Annotated in this window: 15 protein-coding genes; 9 read left to right on the top strand and 6 right to left on the bottom strand. The window is 64.5% G+C overall.

The features are described from left to right. Together P0D71_RS32700 and P0D71_RS32695 are read right to left on the bottom strand one after the other, a co-directional pair. Positions 1-2074 (bottom strand): 3-hydroxyacyl-CoA dehydrogenase NAD-binding domain-containing protein (locus tag P0D71_RS32700; RefSeq protein ID WP_408483585.1); only part of this gene is annotated, 2074 nt, incomplete at its 3' end. Positions 2075-2223: 149 nt separating this feature from the next. Then, positions 2224-3912 carry a 3-(methylthio)propionyl-CoA ligase gene (locus P0D71_RS32695; protein ID WP_408483584.1) on the bottom strand — a complete coding sequence of 563 codons (1689 nt, stop codon included), beginning with the start codon at positions 3910-3912 and terminating at the stop codon, positions 2224-2226. Positions 3913-4111: 199 nt separating this feature from the next. Between P0D71_RS32695 and P0D71_RS32690 the strand changes: the two genes are divergently transcribed. The 5 genes from P0D71_RS32690 (at position 4112) to P0D71_RS32670 (ending at position 8023) form a co-directional block, all read left to right on the top strand. Beyond that, a complete protein-coding gene (locus tag P0D71_RS32690) occupies positions 4112-5668 on the top strand; it encodes a protein adenylyltransferase SelO (RefSeq protein ID WP_408184671.1) in 1557 nt (518 codons plus the stop codon). A gap of 129 nt (positions 5669-5797) precedes the next feature. Further along, positions 5798-6220, top strand: a complete 423-nt coding sequence (msrB, locus tag P0D71_RS32685) for a peptide-methionine (R)-S-oxide reductase MsrB (RefSeq protein WP_091794360.1) — start codon at positions 5798-5800, stop codon at positions 6218-6220. A gap of 159 nt (positions 6221-6379) precedes the next feature. Continuing rightward, positions 6380-6910, top strand: a complete 531-nt coding sequence (locus P0D71_RS32680; protein ID WP_091794362.1) for a septation protein A — start codon at positions 6380-6382, stop codon at positions 6908-6910. A 1-nt stretch (position 6911) separates the two neighbouring features. Continuing rightward, complete coding sequence (locus P0D71_RS32675) at positions 6912-7232, top strand: BolA family protein (RefSeq protein WP_091794364.1); 321 nt, start codon at positions 6912-6914, stop codon at positions 7230-7232. 11 nt (positions 7233-7243) lie between these two features. Next, a complete protein-coding gene (locus P0D71_RS32670) occupies positions 7244-8023 on the top strand; it encodes a peptidylprolyl isomerase (RefSeq protein WP_408483583.1) in 780 nt (259 codons plus the stop codon). Positions 8024-8176: 153 nt separating this feature from the next. On the opposite strand, the gene P0D71_RS32665 is transcribed toward P0D71_RS32670, so the two are convergent. The 3 genes from P0D71_RS32665 to purL all read right to left on the bottom strand — a co-directional run bounded on the left by P0D71_RS32665 (position 8177) and on the right by purL (position 14128). After that, positions 8177-9469 (bottom strand): HipA domain-containing protein, encoded by a 1293-nt coding sequence (locus P0D71_RS32665; protein ID WP_408483582.1) that lies wholly within the window; start codon positions 9467-9469, stop codon positions 8177-8179. Further along, on the bottom strand, positions 9459-9716 hold the full coding sequence (locus P0D71_RS32660; RefSeq protein WP_408483586.1) for a helix-turn-helix domain-containing protein: 258 nt from the start codon (positions 9714-9716) through the stop codon (positions 9459-9461). The genes P0D71_RS32665 and P0D71_RS32660 overlap by 11 nt, the downstream gene beginning before the upstream one ends. Positions 9717-10042: 326 nt before the next feature. Beyond that, complete coding sequence (gene purL, locus P0D71_RS32655; protein WP_408483581.1) at positions 10043-14128, bottom strand: phosphoribosylformylglycinamidine synthase; 4086 nt, start codon at positions 14126-14128, stop codon at positions 10043-10045. 312 nt (positions 14129-14440) lie between these two features. On the opposite strand from purL, the gene P0D71_RS32650 reads away from it, so the two are divergent. The 4 genes from P0D71_RS32650 (at position 14441) to pgi (ending at position 21369) form a co-directional block, all read left to right on the top strand. Beyond that, complete coding sequence (locus P0D71_RS32650; protein ID WP_408483580.1) at positions 14441-16174, top strand: M35 family metalloendopeptidase; 1734 nt, start codon at positions 14441-14443, stop codon at positions 16172-16174. A gap of 266 nt (positions 16175-16440) precedes the next feature. Next, complete coding sequence (locus tag P0D71_RS32645) at positions 16441-17739, top strand: FAD-dependent oxidoreductase (protein WP_091800543.1); 1299 nt, start codon at positions 16441-16443, stop codon at positions 17737-17739. Positions 17740-17898: 159 nt separating this feature from the next. Next, positions 17899-19488: an NAD(P)H-hydrate dehydratase gene (locus P0D71_RS32640; RefSeq protein ID WP_408483579.1), complete on the top strand. Its 1590-nt coding sequence runs from the start codon at positions 17899-17901 to the stop codon at positions 19486-19488. A 258-nt stretch (positions 19489-19746) separates the two neighbouring features. Beyond that, a complete protein-coding gene (gene pgi, locus P0D71_RS32635; RefSeq protein ID WP_091794376.1) occupies positions 19747-21369 on the top strand; it encodes a glucose-6-phosphate isomerase in 1623 nt (540 codons plus the stop codon). Positions 21370-21564: 195 nt separating this feature from the next. On the opposite strand, the gene P0D71_RS32630 is transcribed toward pgi, so the two are convergent. After that, complete coding sequence (locus tag P0D71_RS32630) at positions 21565-22251, bottom strand: ABC transporter ATP-binding protein (RefSeq protein WP_007182003.1); 687 nt, start codon at positions 22249-22251, stop codon at positions 21565-21567. Between the last annotated feature and the right edge of the window lie 17 nt (positions 22252-22268).

Here is a 22268-nt window from a genome sequence, read left to right as displayed (position 1 = left end):
ATCCGCGTCCCTCGGCCGCCAGTGCCGCGATGCGCGGCGCCAGTTGCCAGGCATCGCCGTTCGGCTGCGCGGCATAGCGGCGAATCGCGCGCTCGACGTTGTAGAGGCCGACCGTGTCCGCGTACAGCATCGGGCCGCCGCGATAGAGCGGAAAGCCGTAGCCGGTCAGATAGACCATGTCGATGTCCGACGCCTTCGACGCGATACCCTCTTCGAGAATCTTCGCGCCTTCGTTCACGAGCGCGAACACGAGGCGCTCGACGATTTCCTCGTCGCTGATCTTGCGGCGCTCGGCGTTGGCTTCCTTCGAAAACGCAACGATCATCTCGTCGACCACTTTCGACGGATACGCGGTGCGATCACCCGCCTTGTAGTCGTACCACCCGCCGCCCGTCTTCTGACCGAAGCGCCCCGTCTCGCAGAGCCGGTCGGCGATCTTCGAGTAGTGCATCTCAGGCTGTTCCTGATAGCGGCGCTTGCGGATCGCCCAGCCGATGTCGTTGCCGGCCAGATCGCTCATGCGGAACGGACCCATCGCGAAGCCGAACTTCTCGATCGCGCGATCCACCTGCGCGGGCAGCGCGCCTTCTTCGAGCATGAAGAGCGCCTGGCGGATGTACTGCTCGATCATCCGGTTGCCGATAAAGCCGTCGCACACGCCCGAGACAACCGCGGTCTTCCTGATCTTCTTGGCGAGTTTCATGACGGTGGCGAGCACGTCCTTCGCCGTCTCCTTACCGCGCACCACTTCGAGCAGCTTCATCACGTTGGCCGGGCTGAAGAAGTGCATGCCGACGACGTCCTGCGGTCGCTTCGTAAAAGCGGCGATCTTGTCGACGTCGAGCGTCGAGGTGTTCGAGGCGAGGATCGCGCCTTCTTTCGCCACTTCGTCGAGACGCTTGAATACCTGCTCTTTCACGCCGAGTTCTTCGAACACGGCTTCGACGATCAGGTCGGCGTTTTTCAGGTCGTCATAGGAAAGCGTGGGCGTGATCAGCGCCATGCGCTGGTCGAGCGCTTCGGGCTTGAGCTTGCCCTTCTTGACGGTCGCTTCGTAGTTATTGCGGATCGTGGCGAGGCCGCGGTCCAGCGCTTCCTGCTTCGTTTCCAGCAGCGTGACCGGAATGCCCGCGTTGATGAAATTCATCGCGATGCCGCCACCCATCGTGCCCGCGCCGATCACGGCCACCTGCTTGATATCGCGCACCGGCGTATCGGAAGGCACATCGGGAATCTTGCTCGCCGCGCGTTCACCGAAGAACGCGTGACGCAACGCGCGGCTTTCCGGCGTCTGCACGAGTGCGATGAAGCAGTCGCGTTCGAAAGCGAGGCCCTTATCGAAGCCGTTTTGCACGCCCGCTTCCACGGCGTCGATACATTTCTGCGGCGCGGGGAAATTCTTCGCGACCGCCGCGACGCTGTTGCGCGCGAACTGAATGAAGCCGGCGGCGTTCGGATGCTCGATCTTGCGCTCGCGCACCTTCGGATGCGGGCCGGGTTTGGCACCCACCTTGCGGGCGAACGCGAGCGCGGCTTCGGCCAGATCGCCTTGCGCGAGTTCATCGAACAGACCGGAATCGGCGAGCTTCTCCGACATGACGGGCGCGCCGGAGACGATCATGTTGAGCGCGGCTTCGAGACCGATGGCGCGCGGCAAACGCTGCGTGCCGCCCGCGCCCGGCAGAATGCCGAGCTTCACTTCCGGCAGCGCGATCTGCGCACCGGGTGCGGCGATGCGGTAATGCGCGCCGAGCGCGAGTTCCAGACCGCCGCCCATCGCGACGCTGTGAATCGCCGCGACCACCGGCTTCGCGCTGCCTTCCACGGTCTTGATGACGGTGGCGAGCGTCGGCTCCTGCATCGCTTTCGGCGTGTTGAATTCGGTGATGTCGGCGCCGCCCGAGAACGCTTTGCCCGCGCCAGTCAGCACGATCGCCTTGATGGCCGGATCGTTCTGCGCGCGCTCGATCCCGTCGACGATGCCCGCTCGCGTCGACAGGCCGAGGCCGTTGACGGGAGGATTGTTCAGCGTGATGACGGCCACGCCGTCATGGGTTGTGTAGTCCACTGCCATCTGCCTGCCTCCATGCGATCCATGCAATAAGGCGTCGCTCAGGCGCGCCGCCCTTCCGGTTCATCGAGTCGGAGTGTCGATCCGATTCATTGTCTGATTTTCCGGGGTCAGCAGGCAGAATACACAAAAAAGCACGCTCGTTCAATTTGTCAGGAGACGGGGTTTCCCCTGGCAAGCGGCGTGAGCGGGCAGTCCTTTTCGTCTTCGAGCGCGGACGGCAGAACATGGTCGCGGAAGATGTCGCGCAGCTTGAGTTTTTGCAGCTTGCCGGTCGCCGTGTGCGGCAGTTCGTCGACGAAGGCGACGTCGTCGGGAATCCACCATTTTGCGACCTTGCCGTCGTAGAAGGCGATCAGCTCCTCGCGCGTCACGTTGAAGCCACGCCGCTTGACGACCACCAGCAGCGGCCGCTCGGTCCATTTCGGATGCGCGCACGCAATACAGGCCGCTTCGGCCACGGCCGGATGCGCGATCGCGACGTTTTCGATGTCGATCGAACTGATCCATTCGCCGCCGGACTTGATTACGTCTTTCGAGCGGTCCGTGATGTGCAGAAAGCTGTCGCGGTCGATGGTGGCGACGTCGCCGGTCGGAAACCAGCCGTCGATGAGCGGCGAGTCGTCCTTGCGGAAATACCGGTCGATCACCCAGGGCCCGCGCACATGCAGATCGCCGAACGCCACGCCGTCCCACGGCAGATCGCGGCCGTCTTCGCCGACGATTTTCATATCGACGCCATAGAGCACATGTCCCTGCTTCTCCAGCAATTTGCGCTGCTCTTCCAGCGGACGCTGGCTTTGTTCCCACGTCAGCTTCGCGAGCGTGCCGAGCGGCGACATTTCGGTCATGCCCCACGCGTGGATTACCTGCACGCCGTAGTCGTCTTCGAACGTGCGCAGCATGGCCGGCGGACACGCCGAGCCGCCGATCACCGTGCGATTGAGCGACGAAAAGCGCACCTTCGCCTCGCGCAGATAATTGAGCAGGCCGAGCCACACGGTCGGCACGCCGGCTGAATACGTGACGCGTTCGCTTTCCATCAACTCGTACAGTGACTTGCCGTCGAGATCCTTGCCGGGGAACACGAGCTTTGCGCCGGTCAGCGGCGCCGAGTGCGGAATGCCCCACGCGTTCACATGGAACATCGGCACGACGGGCAGCACGCAGTCGCGCGCGGACAGACTCATGGCGTCGGGCAAGGAGGCGCCGAACGCATGCAGCACCGTCGAGCGATGCGAATACAGCGCGCCCTTCGGATTGCCGGTGGTGCCGGACGTATAGCACAGGTACGACGCTTGCCGTTCGTCGAGCGGCGGCCATTCGTAATCGCCGTCCTGCGCGGTGACGAGCGTCTCGTAACTGAGCGCCGGGGTCTGCATGGCGGGCCGATGCGCTTCGTCCGCGAGCGCGATCCAGCCACGCACTCTCGGGCACTGCGGTGCGAGGACATCGACGAGCGGCGCGAACGTGGTGTCGAACAGCACGTAGGCGTCGTCCGCATGATTGATGATGTACGCGATCTGATCGGGAAAGAGACGCGGATTGATCGTGTGACAGACCGCGCCGAAGCCGGTCGTGCCGTAATACGCTTCCAGATGCCGGTAGCCGTTCCATGCGAGCGTGGCGACCCGTTCGCCGGGTTCGACGCCGAGCGCGATCAAAGCCTGCGCGAGCTGCTTCGCGCGCTTTTCGCAATCACGATAGGTATAACGATGCAGGTCGCCTTCGATCCGCCGCGATACGATTTCAGTGCTGCCGAAATGCCGCGCGGCGTGCGCGAGCAACGAAGGCACGGTGAGCGGCACGTCCATCATCTGGCCAAGCAGCGGCGTCGTCATAAAGGGTGGTCTCCTCGGCTTGATTGTTTCAATCGGTTTGCAGCTCGGGGGGCGCGCCTCAGCCTCGACGCGCCGTCAGCAAAATGCAGAGGAAATGCGGCAAACGGCTCCTGCAGGCTCGATGCGGCAGGGATACAGGGCCGGCCAGCAGCTCCGCGGGCGCGGACTTACAATATCGGTTAATCCAGAGGCGCTCAACATGTCGTTTTCCCCAAGCATTGCAGGGTTATCCGGGCCTTTGTCGGCTCTTTCCGACTCGCTCACCAATGTGCCCGAGAGCGCGTTCGCACGGCTCGGCAGCGTCTTTATGACGCGTCTGCCCGCGGCGCCGCTCAGCGCGCCGTACGTGGTCGGGTTCTCCGCTGAAACCGCCGCGCTGCTCGGATTAGAGCCCGGTCTCGAGAACGATCCGGGCTTCGCCGAGCTGTTCTCCGGCAACGCCACGCGTGAATGGCCGGAGCAGGCGCTGCCTTACGCATCGGTGTATTCAGGCCACCAGTTCGGTGTGTGGGCGGGCCAGCTCGGCGACGGCCGCGCGCTTGGCCTCGGCGAGGTCGAACATAACGGCCGGCGCTTCGAGCTGCAGCTCAAAGGCGCGGGGCGTACGCCCTATTCGCGCATGGGCGACGGCCGCGCGGTGTTGCGTTCGTCGATCCGCGAGTATCTATGTTCGGAAGCGATGCACCACCTCGGCATTCCGACCACGCGCGCGCTGTGCGTGATCGGCTCCGATCAGCCGGTGCGGCGCGAGACGGTCGAAACGGCCGCCGTGGTCACGCGCGTGGCGCCGAGCTTCGTGCGCTTCGGCCACTTCGAGCATTTCTATTCCAACGATCGCACCGATGCACTGCGTGCGCTCGCCGATCATGTGATCGAACGCTTCTATCCGCATTGCCGCGAAGCCGACGATCCGTATCTCGCGCTGCTGAACGAAGCGGTGATCTCGACCGCCGACCTGATGGTCGAGTGGCAGGCGGTCGGCTTCTGCCACGGCGTGATGAACACCGACAACATGTCGATCCTCGGTCTCACGATCGACTACGGCCCATTCGGTTTCATGGACGGCTTCGACGCCGGCTACATCTGCAACCACTCCGATTCACAAGGCCGTTACGCGTACAGAATGCAGCCGCAGATCGCTTACTGGAACCTCTTCTGCCTCGCGCAAGGCCTGTTGCCGCTGCTGGGCGAAAAGCATGAGGAAAGCGTGCGCGGCGACAAGGCGATCGAAGACGCGCAGCGCGTGCTCGGCGGCTTCAAGGACCGTTTCGCGCCGGCACTGGAGCGGCGCATGCGCGCGAAACTTGGCCTCGAAACCGAGCGTCCCGGCGACGACGCCCTCGCCAATCGCCTGTTCGAAGTGATGCACGCCAATCGCGCGGATTTCACGCTGACCTTCCGCAATCTGGCGCGCGTATCGAAGCACGACGCGAGCGGCGACGCCGCGGTGCGCGACCTGTTCCTCGACCGCGCCGCCTTCGACGCGTGGGTGAACGACTATCGTGCGCGGCTGTCCGAGGAAACACGCGACGACACCGCCCGCGCCATTGCAATGAACCGCGTGAACCCCAAATTCGTACTTCGCAATCATCTGGCGGAAACGGCAATCCGCCGCGCGAAAGAGAAGGATTTTTCCGAAGTGGAACGACTGGCGGCCGTGCTGCGCCGTCCGTTCGACGAACAGCCCGAGCATGAAGCGTATGCCGGGTTGCCGCCGGACTGGGCGAGTTCGCTGGAAGTGAGCTGCTCGTCGTGACGCGACGCATACCGGCTGATTTCGCGCGATTCCAGCCGATCGCAGCCGATTGTGTGTACACACGCAGCGAGCCGAATCCGCCTGAGCATCTAGCCTCCCCCAAAACAAGCCCGAGACAGGAACCCGACCATGAACAAGCCCGACGAACTCAATACCGACGCCCCCGCCGTGCAGAAAGACGACGCCGAATGGCGCAAGCAGCTCTCCGACATCGAATATCAGGTGACGCGCCACGCGGCCACCGAGCGCCCGTTCACAGGCCGCTATCACGACCACTGGGACCGCGGCATCTATGACTGCGTCTGTTGCGGCACGCCTCTGTTCGAATCGGACACCAAATTCGACGCCGGTTGCGGCTGGCCGAGCTACTTCAAACCGATCGACGGCGAAGTGATCGCCGAGAAAACCGACCGCTCGCACGGCATGCTGCGCATCGAGGTGCAATGCAAGAACTGCGGTGCGCATCTGGGCCATGTATTCGAAGACGGACCTGCGCCGACCGGCCTGCGCTACTGCATCAATTCGGCTGCGTTACAATTCGAGCCCAAGTAACGCAGCGCGGAGTCCGGCGCGTTGCCGGCCGGCGTCTGCTCGATCGCGCGCAAGCCGGCCGCGACACCCTCATCCGGCTTGCGAGCCGGTCGATCCGGTCGACCCGTTCCGCACCGCGTCCCTATTCTCCGACTCGCTCTCCGATTCCCCGACCAGATAATGAAATTCCTGTTCGATCTGTTCCCGATCATCCTGTTTTTCGTCGCCTTCAAGATCTGGGGCATTTTCACGGCGACGGCAGTGGCGATCGTCGCCACGCTGGTGCAGATCGCATGGGTGGCTTTCCGCCACCGTAAGGTCGACCCGATGCTGTGGGTGAGCCTCGGCGTCGTCACCGTGTTCGGCGGCGCCACGCTCGTGCTGCACAACGACACGTTCATCAAATGGAAGCCGACCGTGCTGTACTGGGCTTTCTCGGTCGCGCTGATCGTCTCGCAACTGGCCTTCAACAAGAACCTGATCGAGGCGATGATGGGCAAGCAGATCACGCTGCCGCATGCGATCTGGGGCAAGCTGAATGTGGTGTGGGCGATCTTTTTCGTGCTGCTCGGACTCGTCAATCTCTTCGTCGCGTACAACTACACGACCGACCAGTGGGTCAATTTCAAGCTGTTCGGCGCAACCGGCTGCCTCGTCGTGTTCATCGTCGGACAGAGTTTGTGGCTGTCGAAGTATATGAAGGAAGAATGACATGTCGAGCAACGCCGATGTATTCATGCACGCTACCACCGCCGAGCGCGCCGCGCTGATCGAGGCCCGCCTCGTCGCCGCTCTCGCGCCGGTCACTTCCATCCAGATCACCGACGACAGCGCGCAGCACGCAGGCCATGCCGGCGCGTCGGCCGGCGGTCATTTCAGTGTCACGATCGTGGCTGCCGCATTTGCCGGCAAGGCCCGCGTGGCGCGGCATCGCATGGTGTATGATGCGCTGGCCGATGCCATGCAGCGCGGCATTCACGCCCTTGCAATCACGGCGTACACGCCCGAAGAATTCGCTTTGTTGCCCCGCTAGGAAAATTTTCGATGACCTTGAAGAAAACCCGCCTCTGGGTATTGCTGGCTGCATTTGCGGCCGCACCTGCATTCGCACAGAACATCGCCGTCGTGAACGGCACGCCGATTCCGAAAGCGCGTGCCGATGCGCTGATCGATCAACTGGTCCATCAAGGCCAGCAAAATACGCCGCAACTGCAAACGGCTGTCCGCGAAGAACTGGTGAACCGCGAGATCCTGATGCAGGAAGCGCTGCGCCGTGGCTTGCCGAACCGTCCGGACATCAAGGCGCAAATCGCCGTCGCCCAGCAAACCGTCGTGCTGCGCGCGCTGATCGAAGATTTCGTGAAGAACAACCAGCCGACCGACGCCGAAGTCACCGCACGCTACAACGCGCTGATCAAGGACGCAGGCGGCAAGGAATATCACCTGCACCACATTCTCGTGGACAACGAACAGCAGGCCAAAGACCTGATCGCGAAGATCAAGGCCGGCGCGAGCTTCGAAGACCTGGCCAAGCAATACTCGAAGGATCCGGGATCGGGCAAGAACGGCGGCGATCTGGACTGGTCGGACCCGAAGGCCTACGTACCTGAATTCGCGGACGCAGCCACGCATCTGCATAAAGGCCAGATGACCGACACGCCGGTGCATACGCAATTCGGCTGGCACATCATCCGTGTCGACGACGTGCGCAGCATTACGCCTCCGCCGCTCGAACAGGTGCGCCCGCAGATCGTGCAACAGATCCAGCAGGAAAAACTGCAAGCGTTCGAAGAAGGTCTGCGTAAGAACGCGAAGATTCAGTAAGCGGGGTTGGCCGCTGGATCGACGTGGCGCTTCGGATTAGCGCTTCTGTTGATCAGCCGCATTCGATTCTGCGCAAAGCGCTGTTCGGTCAACGACTGAACAGCGCTTTTTCATTTGGGATTGGGATTGACCCGCCCGGCGTAACCGCCGCACCTATTTGCGCAAGGCTGCACTCATCTCCGCAAGCGGCATCGCCACGATCGAGTCGAGCAGCCGGACTTCGCCGGCATTCGGCCGCGCGATCTCGTCGACGGTGCGCCGTGTGTCGGCCACACGTGCGTCGAGCGTGACGAGCATGTCATCCAGCAACTTTTCCGAGCCCTTTGGCGCGAGACGAAGCGCCTCGCCGAATGCAAGCATGTTCTTTCTGGACATGTCTGCGAACTGCGTGGCGTCTCCCACCGGCATGGTCAGGTCGCAGCGCGGCCAACGGTCCCGCTGTTGCGGCTGGTAGGTCGGCGTATGGTAGACGACCGTGCTCACCAGATCGTAAAACGGAGCCAGCATGTAGCCGCGAGGGCTGACAAAGAACGAGAGGTTCTTCAGATGCGAGTCGGCGTTGCCAATCAGCACGTTGAAGACCGCCCATCGAAAAACGTCGAGACGCGCCATTGCCCGAGTGCTCGTTTTTTCGATGGCATCACTGAGTACCTGCGCCGTTGCGTTCTGATATTTGAAGCTGCGGTCGTAGTTCAACAACTGCATGGCGTCGACGGTATGCAGTCGCCGAGCCGGCTCGCTGGCCGTGTCACGGTCAAAGCGATCGATCACGTAACAGGCCGAAGGCACGCGCAAAAAATGCGTAGGCGGTACGCGCACACCCATTGCGCGGGCGAGACGCATGCAGAAAAATTCGTTGATCGCCGAATGCGGATAGCCCGTGCTTCGCATGTCGGGCTTGAGCAGATGCATGGACGGCTCACTTCCCACAGGCTCGAAGAGCGCGTAATCCGGCGCGTCGCCTCGCAAGGTCAGAAGCAGTTTCTGTTGGGCACCCGCCGCGGACATGCGTTTAGGTGCCGTGGCGGTAAGCGCATGCTGCGGCATGGCCTGGATGCGCGCCTCCAGATTCGCGTATGACAAAGGCTGCAGACCGCTCGATGCCTCCTGTTCACCCTCTGCAAGCAGCGTCAAGGCACCCGCCGATTCACGGCCGTAATAAGCAAGCAGCCCCCACGCATCGCTCGCATCGACTTTGGCTTCGCGAGCGAGCGCAATGCGCATTTCCTCTTCCGGCAACAGGTTGTCGAAGAACCATTGCACAGGCCGCTGGCTCGAGGCGTCTATGAAAGGCTGGGCATTCAGCGGGAATGCGGGTGAAAGCGCAAACGCGTCCTCACGACCCAGCCAGTCCTTGTCGTAGGTAAATGACCAGATACCGTTGTCATCGCTGACGGTGCCCACGCGCAGGCCGTTCGCATAGGCGACGAGCGTTCTAGCGGCCATGCGTAGTCCGCCTGCGATGAAGCGCCTTGGTGGCCGAGTCTGGGGAAATGTCCACGGAAACTTGCGCGCGCAGCCTGATGCCCAGTTCGCTGAGGAGATGCAGCACCTTGCCGATCTGCGCTGTCGGCTTACCGGCCTCGATATGCGTGATGAACTTGGGAGACAAACCCGTCGCAATGGCGACGTCGTCGCGTGTCAGCCCTTGGGCGAGCCTCGATGCCCGGACAAGATCGCCGAGCGCCGTCATGTCGTCAATGAAAACGTCGGATTGCTGCACTGTCACCCCTTTGTACGTTCGTACCCGCTCGGGAACATTATGCCACGGTACAAGGGTGTTGACCTGATTTCGTACCCGAGCGGGTACGAAATGGCGTATTAGCGGCTTATGCGTCGATTTCGTACCCGATCGGGTACGAACAGCAGAAGATTGTGGAGCGCACGCCTTTCACGTACCAGAGCGGATACGCGGCGGGTGTCGCTCGTCTTTCTCACTACTGCGGCAAGACGGGCGGCGCGGGCCCTGACCGGCTTGCTCGCGCCACGGCGGCGCAGCCGCCGCGGCGCGTCACATCATCAACCCAGCCAGCGGCGCGCGTTCTGGAATACGCGCATCCACGGGCTCGCGTCAGTGCCGCCCTCGCCCCAGCCTTCCGGATGCCAGCTCATCTGCACCGCGCGATGGACGCGCTCCGTGTGCGGCATCAGCACCGTGAAGCGACCGTCCGGCGTCGTCACCGACGTGATGCCGTTCGGCGAACCGTTCGGGTTGAACGGATACTGCTCGGTCGCCTGACCACGGTGATCGACATAGCGCATCGCCACCGCGACCTTCGACGCATCGCCTTGCTGCGAGAAGTCCGCGTAGCCTTCGCCGTGCGCGATCGCCACCGGAATGCGCGAGCCTTCCATGCCGTTGAAGAAGATCGACGGGGATGCCTGCACTTCGACCAGCGAGAAGCGCGCTTCGAATTTCTCCGACTTGTTGCGCGTGAACTTAGGCCAGGCTTCAGCGCCCGGAATCATCGAGGCGAGGCTGCTCATCATCTGGCAGCCGTTGCAGATGCCGAGCGCGAATGTGTCTTCGCGGCCGAAGAACGCGGCGAACATGTCGGCCAGTTGCGCGTTGAAGCGGATCGCCTTCGCCCAGCCTTCACCGGCGCCCAGCGTGTCGCCGTACGAGAAGCCGCCGCACGCCACCGCGCCGGCAAAATCCGCCAGACTGGCGCGGCCGGTCAGCAGGTCGCTCATGTGCACGTCGTGCGCGTCGAAGCCGGCGCGGTCGAATGCGTAAGCCGTTTCGAGGTGCGAGTTGACGCCCTGCTCGCGCAGAATCGCCACACGCGGACGCGCGCTCCTGCCGATGAACGGCGCGGCGACGTCTTCCGTCGGATCGAAGCTCAGCACCGGCGTGATGCCCGGATCGGCCGCGTCGGCGAGCGCCTCGTATTCGGCGTCGGCGCAAGCCGGGTTGTCGCGCAGACGCGAAATCCGCCAGCTCACTTCGCTCCACGTGCGATGCAGTTCGGTACGCGGCGCTTCGTAAATCTTCTTGGCGTCCCGATAGATTTCGATCGTGTCGCGCTCGTTGAGCTTGCCGATCACATGCGAGCACGCCGACAGGCCGTGTTCGCGCAGTGCGCCCAACACCGCGTCACGCTCGGACGCGCGCACCTGAACGACCGCGCCGAGTTCCTCGGTGAACAACGCGCGGATCGTGCGGTCTTCGCGGCGGCCGCTGGTCTGCTTCGCCCAGTCCTTGGCGTCGCCGTAATCGGATTCATGGGTCGGATCGAGCACCAGCATGTCGACGTTCAACGACACGCCGACGTGGCCCGCGAACGCCATTTCGCACACCGTCGCCCACAGGCCGCCGTCCGAACGGTCGTGGTAGGCGAGCAGCTTGCCGTCCTGGTTCAGGGCCTGGATCGCGGCGAAGAAACGCTTCAGGTCTTCCGGATCGTCCACGTCCGGCACCGTGTCACCGACCTGCTGCGTGACCTGGGCGAGAATACTGCCGCCCAGGCGATGCTTGCCGCGGCCGAGGTCGATCGCGATCAGCACCGATTCGCCCACGTCGCTCGCGCGGCGCAGTTGCGGCGTGAGATGGCGGCGCACGTCTTCGACCGGCGCGAACGCCGAGATGATCAGCGAGACCGGCGCGACCACTTCCTTCGCGATGCCGCGGTCTTCCCACTTGGTGCGCATGGACAGCGAATCCTTACCGACCGGAATGCTGATGCCGAGCGCCGGGCACAATTCCATGCCGATCGCCTTGACCGTGTCGTACAGCGCGGCGTCTTCGCCCGCTGCGCCGCACGCGGCCATCCAGTTTGCCGACAGCTTGAGCTTGTCGAGCGACGCGATCGGCGCCGCCGCGATGTTGGTCACCGCCTCGCCGACCGCCATGCGGCCCGACGCCGGCGCGTCGATCACGGCAAGCGGCGTGCGCTCGGCCATGGTCATGGCTTCACCACGGAAGCCCGCATAGTCCATGGTGGTGATTGCGACGTCGGCCACCGGGACTTGCCACGGGCCGACCATCTGGTCACGCGCGGTCGTGCCGCCCACCGAGCGGTCGCCGATCGTGATCAGGAACGACTTGCTCGCCACCGTGGGGTGACGCAGCACGCTAGTCGCCACATCCGACAGCGCGAGGCCGGTGACGTCGACCGGTTCGAGCTTCTGCTCGACGCGTTTGACGTCGCGATGCATGCGCGGCGCCTTGCCGAGCAGCACTTCCATCGGCATGTCCACCGGCTGGTGCGCCGCGTCGTCGTTCAGTTCGGAGTCGATCAGCTTGAGTTGACGCTCGGCGGTGGCCGTGCCGATCACGGCAAACGGGCAGCGCTCGCGCTGGCACATGGCTTCGAAGGCCGGCAGATCGGCCGGCGCGATGGCCAGCACGTAGCGTTCTTGCGCCTCGTTCGACCAGATTTCGCGCGGCGATAAACCGCTCTCTTCCAGTTGAATCTTGCGCAGGTCGAAGCGCGCGCCCTTGCCGGCGCCGTCGACCACTTCCGGGAAGGCGTTGGAGAGACCGCCCGCGCCGACGTCGTGAATGCTCAGAATCGGGTTCTTCTCGCCGAGCTGCCAGCACGCATTGATGACTTCCTGCGCGCGGCGTTCGATTTCCGGGTTGCCGCGTTGGACCGAATCGAAGTCGAGTTCAGCGGTGTTCGTGCCGGTCGCCATCGAACTCGCCGCGCCGCCGCCCATGCCGATACGCATGCCCGGACCGCCGATCTGGATCAGCAGCGAGCCTTCCGGCAGATCGTGCTTGTGCGTGTGCTGGTCCGAAATGTTGCCGATACCGCCGGCGATCATGATCGGCTTGTGATAGCCGCGCACCAGACCCGCGACATTCTGCTCGTAAGCGCGGAAATAGCCGCCCAGGTTGGGCCGGCCGAATTCGTTGTTGAACGCGGCGCCGCCGAGCGGGCCGTCGATCATGATCTGCAGCGGCGAAGCAATGCGGTCGGGCCGGCCATACGCTTCGTGCTTGTCGTCCGGATTGCGGTGCGCGAGCGGCTGTGCGGCATCGCGCGCGTTTTCCCACGTCTCGACGCCGTCCGGCAGTTCCAGATTCGACACCGTGAAGCCCGCCAGACCCGCCTTCGGACGCGCGCCGCGGCCGGTCGCGCCTTCGTCGCGGATTTCGCCGCCCGCGCCGGTCGCGGCGCCCGGGAACGGCGAGATCGCGGTCGGGTGGTTGTGCGTCTCCACCTTCATCAAGGTGTGCGTGAGTTCGGTGCTGCGGCGATAGTGCTCCGGCAATTCGCTCGCGCCGAGGTCGGCGGGCGTGCGCGGGAACCAGCGCTCGGCCATGCCGCCCGCCATGATCGCCGAGTTGTCCGAGTAGGCGACGATCGTGCCTTGCGGATTGAGCTTCTCGGTATTGCGGATCATGTTGAACAGCGAGATGTCCTGCTTTTCGCCGTCGATGGTCCAGTCCGCGTTGAAGATCTTGTGGCGGCAGTGTTCGCTGTTGGCCTGCGCGAACATCATCAGTTCCACGTCGGTCGGGTTGCGGCCGAGCTTCGTGAACGCGTCCACCAGGTAGTCGATTTCGTCCTCGGCGAGCGCGAGGCCCAGTTCCGTGTTCGCCGCCACCAGCGCGCCGCGGCCCTGGCCGAGCACGTCGACGGTTTGCAGCGGCTTGGCCGGCAGTTCGTCGAACAGGTGCAGCGCGTGGTCGCGCGACGGCGACACGCTCTCGGTCATGCGGTCGTGCAAGGCTGCCGCGACGGCCGCGCGGGCTTCGTCGGAAAGCGCCTTCTTCCCGCCCAGCAGGCCGCTTTTCAGCGTGACCGTGTACTCGACGCCGCGCTCGATGCGGCGCACCTGCGTGAGGCCGCACAGATGCGCGATATCCGTTGCCTTGCTCGCCCACGGCGACACCGTGCCGAAACGCGGCACCACGAGGAAGGTCTCGGCCGTGCCGCGCTCTTTGGTTTCTTCGAGCGGATCGCCGTAGTGCATCAGCGCTTCGATCTTCGCGTTGTCTTCAGCGGAGAGCGGCGTCTGGGCGTTGACGAAGTGCAGATATTGCCCGCGCACGCCGGTGATGTTCGGATCGATGCGCGTAAGCGTTTCGAGCAGGCGGGTTTGACGGAAATCGGAAAGGGCCGAAGCGCCGGGGAAACACGAGAAGTGGGCCATGGACTTGACGTTGCGTCGCTAATGATGCCGATGAGTGATGCCGATGAATCGCGCGTGAAGGCGACGTGAGGCGGAACGGAAGTCCGAGATTATACCCCGGGAACGGGCTTCCGGCGGCCACGGGGCGTGTCCGGGCGGCCGGCGGCCGCGTGCTTGCGAATGTGTTCTTCCGATACGACATCCCGTCGACATGCCGATGCTTTAATCGACGCGCAAGTGGGGCAATTCTTTCGCCCGGACGCGTCGGCGGGGCTGCGTGATGCGCGAACCCGCCCGCGGCGCGAACCGCAAACTCATCTGAACAGGCATGTCATGAACGTAAACCGCTATGGCAGTACCCATCAGACTTCGCATCCGCTGGCTTCGATGCAGCCGCCGCGGGGCATGGCCGCAGCACCCACGCGGCAGGCGCCTCGCATCCATGCGCCGGACGAGACACTGCGTGCGCCGGTTGGCAATGCGCCGGACTGGACTCCACACGGCAAGACGGACGACCGGGCACCGAGGGTTGGAGGCGGGGCTGAGCCGCTTGAGCGCATCGCCGGCACAGCGGTGCCGTATACGCTGGACGGTTCGGGTGAGCGGGTCCGGGACACCAAGGACGCCAAAGGCAATCCGGTTCGCGACACGTGGGACGCGGATGGCAAGCACACTCGCGACAGCGTGGACGTCAACGGTGCCCCCATTCACGACACGTGTGACTCGGACGGCAAGCACACCCGCGACAGCGTGGACGCCAAAGGTGCCCCTATTCACGACACGTGGGACTCGGACGGCAAGCACACTCGCGACAGCGTAGACGCCAAAGGTGCCCCTATTCACGACACGTGGGACTCGGACGGCAAGCACACCCGCGACAGCGTGGACGCCAACGGCGAACGCATCCGCGAGAGTTGGGACGCAGACGGCGAACACATCCGCGAGAGTTCGAACGAAAGCGGAAAACATGTTCGCGACAAATGGGATTCGAGCGGCAACCATATACGCGACACTTGGGACGCGAACGGCAACCACATCCGTGACGTCTGGGACGTAAACGGCAAGCACAAACGCATCGCCTGGCACGAAAAGCCCGACAACATACCTCCTTCGACAGACGCCGAGGGTCTCACGCCCGAACCTGCGGGCCGCAACGGACGCCCGATGCCTCCACCCGTGGCCGGCGGCGCTCCGGCGTCATCGCCACTCCCGGGTCATGGCGACGGCGGCAGCGAGCTGCCGGCAACTGGCGGCGGCGGCCAGCCCTCAGCGCCAATTGGCAACGGTGGTGGTCAACCCTCCGCGCCCATCGGCGATGGCGGCGGCCAGCCCTCCGCGCCTACCGGCAACGGCGGCGCCCAACTCCCAGCGCCCATCGGCGATGGCAGCGGCCAGCCCTCCGCGCCTATCGGCAACGGCGGCGCCCAACTCCCCGCGCCCACAGGCGATAGTGGCGGCCAGCCCTCCATGCCCACAGGCGGCGATAGTGGCGACATCCAGGCGCCCGACAACAACAACGACCACACCGACTACGATCAACCGGCCCCCGGCTCCGCGCAGACCCCGGCGCTGATCGGATTCACGCCGGCGCAAGGCGGCATAGTGAACCGCGCCTATCAACACGTGAAGCGCATGATCGACAGCGCACTCGACAAGCTCGAATCCGGTCATCCGGACAGCAACTTTGCGCGCTGGTTCGGCAGCCCGACTCAGCGGAACGTGCAGAAAGTCGAACAGGTCTTCACCCGCATGCAGCACGCCATGTCGCACGACCGGTTCACCTTCGTCCTCGGCGCGGCGCACGACAACTCGGAGCTGGCGCACGTGCAATCCAGTTCGCCGCATCAGATCAACCTCAAACCGCATTTCTTCGATCACGCGTTCGGCGCCAACACGCCGGAAGCGACGATCGCCCATGAATTGAGCCATTTCCCGTACATCGGCAACACCAAGGATCACCTGTATGGTCCGGCCGCCGTCGCCGGCCTCGCGGCACGGAACAGCGACATAGCCACCGACAACGCCGAAAACTACGGCATGTTCATTCGCGCGCAGGCAACGGCATGAGCCTCTGAGCAGCACCGGCACTCGCCGCGTCCGCGACGGATCACGAAGGACGACGACGCGTCCCGTACGCTCCAGGGCCCTCGCCGTTCCGCCCGCCGCGGCCGGAGCCCGCGCCGCGCGCGTGGCAGGCGGGCCGGTTTGACTGCTATCATTCGCCCTTTCACCAGATCGGCGCGGACGGCCCGAGCAGGCCGGGCAGCGCGCCGCATGTCACGCTCAATGGGAATACGCCGCTTCGGCGCCCCGTCGGCAAATCGAATCAGAACATGGATGTCATCGTCATTGGCGGCGGGATTGCGGGCGTCGCCACCGCTTATCAACTGCGCGCGGCCGGCCACCGGGTATGCGTCGTCGAGCGCCACGCCACTGTCGCGCAGGGCGCGACCTACGGACACGGCGGCACCGTCCTGCCCACCCCGCTGGACGTCTGGTTCGGCCCGACCTTCATGGCGAGCCGTCAAAACGCCAAGAACGGCGTAGTCAATAAAACCGGTTTCAACGGACCGGCGCGCCAGCTGGTCAAACAACTCGCCGAACTGCAGGACCCCGACGCTTTCGGCCATCAATTCGGACTGCTGCGACCGCTGATCGAGCTGTCGCGCGACACCATGGCCGACATGGAAGCGCGCTTCGGGCTCGAGTTCGAACAGGCAAGCGGCGTGCTCTATCTGGTGCGCTCTGAACAGGAGTGGCAACAGACGCGGCCGGCCCTCGGCCTGCTCCGGCTCTTCGAAGTGCCGCACCACGAGTTGACACCCGAGCAATGCGCCGCGTTCGAGCATTCCGTACGCACGGAGCCGGAATTCGCGGGCGGCGTGCTGTTCGACCAGGAGCGCACGGCCAACTGCCCGCTGTTCACGAAACTGATCAAACAGACGCTGGATACCCAGGGCGACGTCCAGTTCATGCTGGGCTGCGAAGTCTCCTCGATCCGCCTCGAAGGCCAGCGCGCCGCGGTGGAGTTGGCGCCGCGGCCGGGCGCGGCATCCCGCTCGCGCGAAGTGGATGTGATCCACGCCGACGCCGTGGTCGTGGCCGCGGGCCACGGCAGCCTGCCTCTTCTCGAGCGCCTTGGCTTGCGGCTGCCGCTGCATCCGCTGCGCCTGCACACGCTGGTCGCACCGATCGCGCATGAGGAATGCGCGCCGCACGTCGCCATCGTGGACGCGGTGAAGCGGATCGCGATCAGCCGGATGAACCATCGCCTGCGAATCGCGGGCGGCGCGGTTTTGCAAAGCGCCGGCCAGATCGACAAGCCGCTGGGCGAAGCCGTGACGAAAGAAGCGCTCGCCCTGCTCGGCCAGGCCACGCACGACTGGATTCCGGGCGCGGCGCGCATTTCCGCGGCCTTGCCGTGGGAAGGCGCCAAACTGCTGTCGCCGGACGGCTTGCCGGTGATCGGCAATGCGCTGCATCCGCGCCTTTTCGTCAATGTCGGTCACGGCCCTGCGGGCTGGGGCCTCGCCTGCGGGGCCGGCAAACTGGTTGCCGACCTGATTTCGGGCGGCACGCCGGACGTTCCCGCGGACACGCTGGCCGCATTGCGCGCGGACCGCTTCCACTGACCGAGGCAGGCGCGCGCATGAGCGGGCTGCTTCCACTGACTGTGAGGCGGGCGCGCGCATGAGCGCGCCGCAAGAGGCGCCCGCCGGGCGCCTATCGGCACTACCATAGCGATTCCCAAGCTTTCTCACCTGGCTCCAGGTGAACCGCCGAGCCCCGCCATGACAGATGCCGATCACACGCCGCCAACGCTCATCAGCCCGCACAACCGCGCATTGCCGCTACTGACGCTGACTGATCTGCGAATCGCGGAATCCCAGGCGGCGACAGCGTTGCCGCAGCACACGCTGATGTCGCGCGCCGGGAAATCCGCCGCGAGCTTCCTGCAGGAGCAGATCACCCGTGACACCTCGATCGGCAAATCCAGACAGAAGGTGTGGCTCATCGCGGGGCCGGGCAATAACGGCGGTGATGCGCTGATTCTCGCGACGGAACTGCACGAAGCCGGCATTGCCGTCGAACTGTGCATGCCGGTCGAAGTGAAGCCGGACGACGCCCGCTGGGCTCTCGATACGGCGCGCGCGGCGGGCGTCGCGATCACCGTAACAGTGCCCGCCTCGCTCGACGGCTATACGTGGCTCGTGGACGGCATGTTCGGCATCGGTCTGACACGTCCGCTGGAAGGTGTCTTCGCGGACGTCGCGCGCCGCCTCTCGCAACGAACAAAAACGCGCCCCCGCAAAGGCGGCGTGCTGGCGCTCGACGTGCCGAGCGGACTCGACAGCGACACCGGCACGGTCGTAGCCAATGGCGACGGCGCCGCCGTCCATGCCACGCATACGATCACCTTCATCGGCGCCAAGCCGGGACTTTTCACCGCGCAAGGCCGCGACCTCGCGGGCGCGGTCACTGTCGCGCCGATCGGCGTGAACACCAGCGGCCGTACGGCCGTCCAATTGAACGCGCCCGAACTCTTCGCCGCCTATTTGCCGCCGCGTGATTTCGCGACCAACAAAGGCAGCTTCGGCAGCCTTGCCGTGGTCGGCGGCGACACCGGCATGTGCGGCGCGCCGATTCTCGCTTCGCGCGCGGCGCTTTACAGCGGCGCGGGCAAGGTACATGTCGCGCTTCTGGGCGAAGGCGCCCCACCCTACGACCCGCCGCACCCCGAACTCATGCTGCATGGGATCGACGCTCTACCGCTCGATCAGATGGACGCGCTCGCAGTCGGCTGCGGCATGGGTCACCGTGACCGCGCCACCCAGGTCATGCACGACGTGCTGCGCCTCGACGTGCCCAAGCTGTTCGACGCGGACGCGTTGAACCTGATCGCGAAAGATCCCGCGCTCGCCGCCGAAGTCACCGCGCGCGGCGTACAGGGCGACCCGTGCATCCTCACGCCGCACCCGCTCGAAGCCGCGCGCCTGCTCGGCACCGACGCGCCGGGCGTGCAGCGCGACCGCCTCACCGCGGCACGCGCGCTTGCCGCACGCTTTGCCAGCGTCGTGGTCCTGAAAGGCACCGGCACGGTCGTCGCGGCACCGGACGGCCGTCTCGCGATCAATCCGACCGGCAACGCCGCGCTCGCGACGGGCGGCACCGGCGACGTGCTCGGCGGCATCATCGGCGCGCTGCTCGCGCAACATCTGCCGCGCTACGAAGCAGCGCTTGCGGGCGTCTATCTGCACGGCCTCGCCGCCGACACGCTGAGCGCACAAGGCCACGGTCCCGCCGGCCTGACCGCGGGCGAACTGGCGCCGATGGTGCGCACCTTGCTGAACCGTCTGTTCTATCCGGCAGCGGAGGCCTGAAAGCGTTCGTCCCAACCTATGGGCGCACCGTCCAAAGCGCTGCCGCCCGTCACGCAACGCCGTTATACTGACTGACTGCGCCGCGCGTCGGAGCCAGCACGGGTAACGGCGAAGTTTCTCCCGAGATTTCGGCCGAAGCTTCGCCGCCACCCGCGGCGAACCCGGCCGCGCGGCATCGCTCTAACAGCATCGTTGCATCATCCTCGGCAGCGCTTCACGCGCGCGCCTTTCTTCGTGCCCCTTGGTTAGACGGACGCTATGACCCAGAACTCGCTCCCCTCCTGGTCCTCGCTGCAAACGCATTACGAGAAGATTCGCGATGCGCACTTGCGCGACTGGTTCGCCCCCGAGAACGATCCCGCTCCTACCCGTGCCGAGCGCTTTGCGTTCGCGGGCGGCGGTCTCGCGGCCGATTTCTCGAAGAACCGCATCACCGACGAGACGCTGAAACTGCTCGTGCAACTCGCGCGCGAAGCCGGCGTCGAAAAACGCCGCGACGCCATGTTCGCGGGTGAAGTCGTCAACCCGACGGAAGGCCGCGCCGCGCTGCACACGGCACTGCGCGCCACGGATCCGAAAGCGCCGTTCTACGACCAGATTCAGGCCGAGCGCGCCAAGATGGCCGCGTTCGCCGATCAGGTGCGCAGCGGCGAGTGGAAAGGCTATACCGGCAAGCGGATTCGCTACGTGGTGAACATCGGCATCGGCGGCTCGGACCTCGGGCCGAAGATGGTCGTGCACGCGCTGCATCATCTGGCCACGCCGGAGATCACCACGCACTTCGTGTCGAACGTCGACGGCGCCGATCTGTACAACGTGATGCAGCAGATCGATCCGGAAGAAACGCTCGCGATCATCGTCTCCAAGACCTTCACCACGCTCGAAACCATGACCAACGCGCGCTCGCTGCGCGACTGGTTCGTCGAGAAAGGCTGCCCGGAAAGCGCGCTGGCGAAACACTTCGTCGGCGTGTCGGCCAATCCCACGGAGGTGGTCAAGTTCGGCATCGCGAAAGAGAACGTGTTCGAGATGTGGGACTGGGTCGGCGGGCGCTATTCGTTGTGGTCGGCGGTGGGGCTGTCGATCATGATCGCGATCGGACCGCAGCAGTTCGGCGAATTGCTCGCGGGCGCCAACGAGATGGACCAGCATTTCCGCGACGCGCCGCTCGAAAAAAATCTGCCGGTGCTGCTCGGCATGATCGGCATCTGGTATCGCAACTTCTTCGGCTCGCAAAGCTACCTGGTCGCGCCGTATTCGGAAGCACTGCATTTCCTGCCCTCGTATCTGCAACAGCTCGAAATGGAGAGCAACGGCAAGTCCGCGCGCCTCGACGGCGCGATGGTCGACTATCCGACCGCCGCGGTGACGTGGGGCGAACCGGGCACGAACGGTCAGCATGCTTTCTTCCAGATGCTGCACCAGGGTCCGACGATCGTGCCGATCGATTTCATCGCCGTGTTGACGCCGGAGCATCCGCTCGTCAGCCATCATCCGAAGCTGCTCGCCAATTGCTTTGCGCAGAGTGAAGCGTTGATGCTCGGCCGCACGCTCGAGGAAGCGAAGAAAGTGGCCGGCGCGGACAAGCCGGAGCTGGCGCCACACCTTGTGTTTCCGGGTAACCGCCCGACCAGCACGCTGCTGGTCGATGCACTGACCGCACGTTCGCTCGGCGCATTGATTGCGTTGTACGAGCACAAGGTGCTGGTGCAAGCCTCCGTGTGGGATATCAACCCGTTCGATCAATGGGGCGTCGAGTTGGGCAAGATCCTCGGCAAGGTGGTCGAGGCTGATCTGACCGCGCCGAGCGTCGATGAAAAGAAGCATGACTCTTCGACGTCCGCGTTGATCGCGCGGGCACGCGCGGCGTTGAAGAAGTGACGGTGAGCGGCACGGCGCATCGCGCCGTCTAGTCGGTGGTGAGTCGGTGATGAATTTGCGCTGAATGTGTTTCGACTCTGCGCTGAAGCTGTTCAGTGCGCTCACCTGCCGACACAGTAGCTTCCGCAATGAAAAAGCGGGCCCCTGTGGCCCGCTTTTGCTTTGGCAGCGACGCCCGTCGCGCCCACGGCTCGCTCACACGAGACGCCCCGCCTCGATCGTCACCGTTGTATCGCAGCGGCGCGCCAGTTCGATGTCATGCGTGACGAGAATCAACGTCGCGCCGTTCGCGCGGTTCATTTCGAACATCAGATCGATCACCGCGTGACCAGTGGCCGCGTCGAGACTGCCGGTCGGTTCGTCGGCGAACAGGATCGCCGGATGCGTGACGAACGCACGCGCGAGCGCCACACGTTGTTGCTCGCCACCCGACAGCAGCTTGGGGTAGTGACCGGTCCGCTTGCCGAGCCCCACCTGCTCCAGCAAGCCACGCGCACGCGTCGCAGCTTCGCGGGTGCTGATGCCGCCCTGCAGTTCCAGCGGCAAGGTGACGTTTTCGAGCGCCGTTAAATGCGGCATGAGTTGAAACGACTGGAACACGAAACCGACGGAGCCGCTACGCAATGCGGCCCGCTCGTCTTCGTTCAGCTCGCCGAGTTCTCGGCCGAGCAGCCGAACCGAGCCCGAACTCGCGCTGTCCAATCCTGCGAGCAAGCCGAGCAGCGTAGACTTGCCCGACCCGGATGCACCGACAATCGCCACACTGCTGCCGGCAGCGATAGCAAGATCGATGTCGTCGAGAATCGTCAGTTCGCCCGTTGCATCCTTAACCTTCTTGCACAAACCCCGCACTTCAATGACTGGATCAGTTTTGTTTAGCATGGTGAAGCGTAGGTTGA

This window comes from Paraburkholderia sp. RL17-383-BIF-A, from assembly GCF_046028015.1.
Classification (GTDB): Bacteria; Pseudomonadota; Gammaproteobacteria; order Burkholderiales; family Burkholderiaceae; genus Paraburkholderia.
Note: the sequence above shows the minus strand (reverse complement) of the source record. Positions and strands in the feature narration are given on the sequence as shown.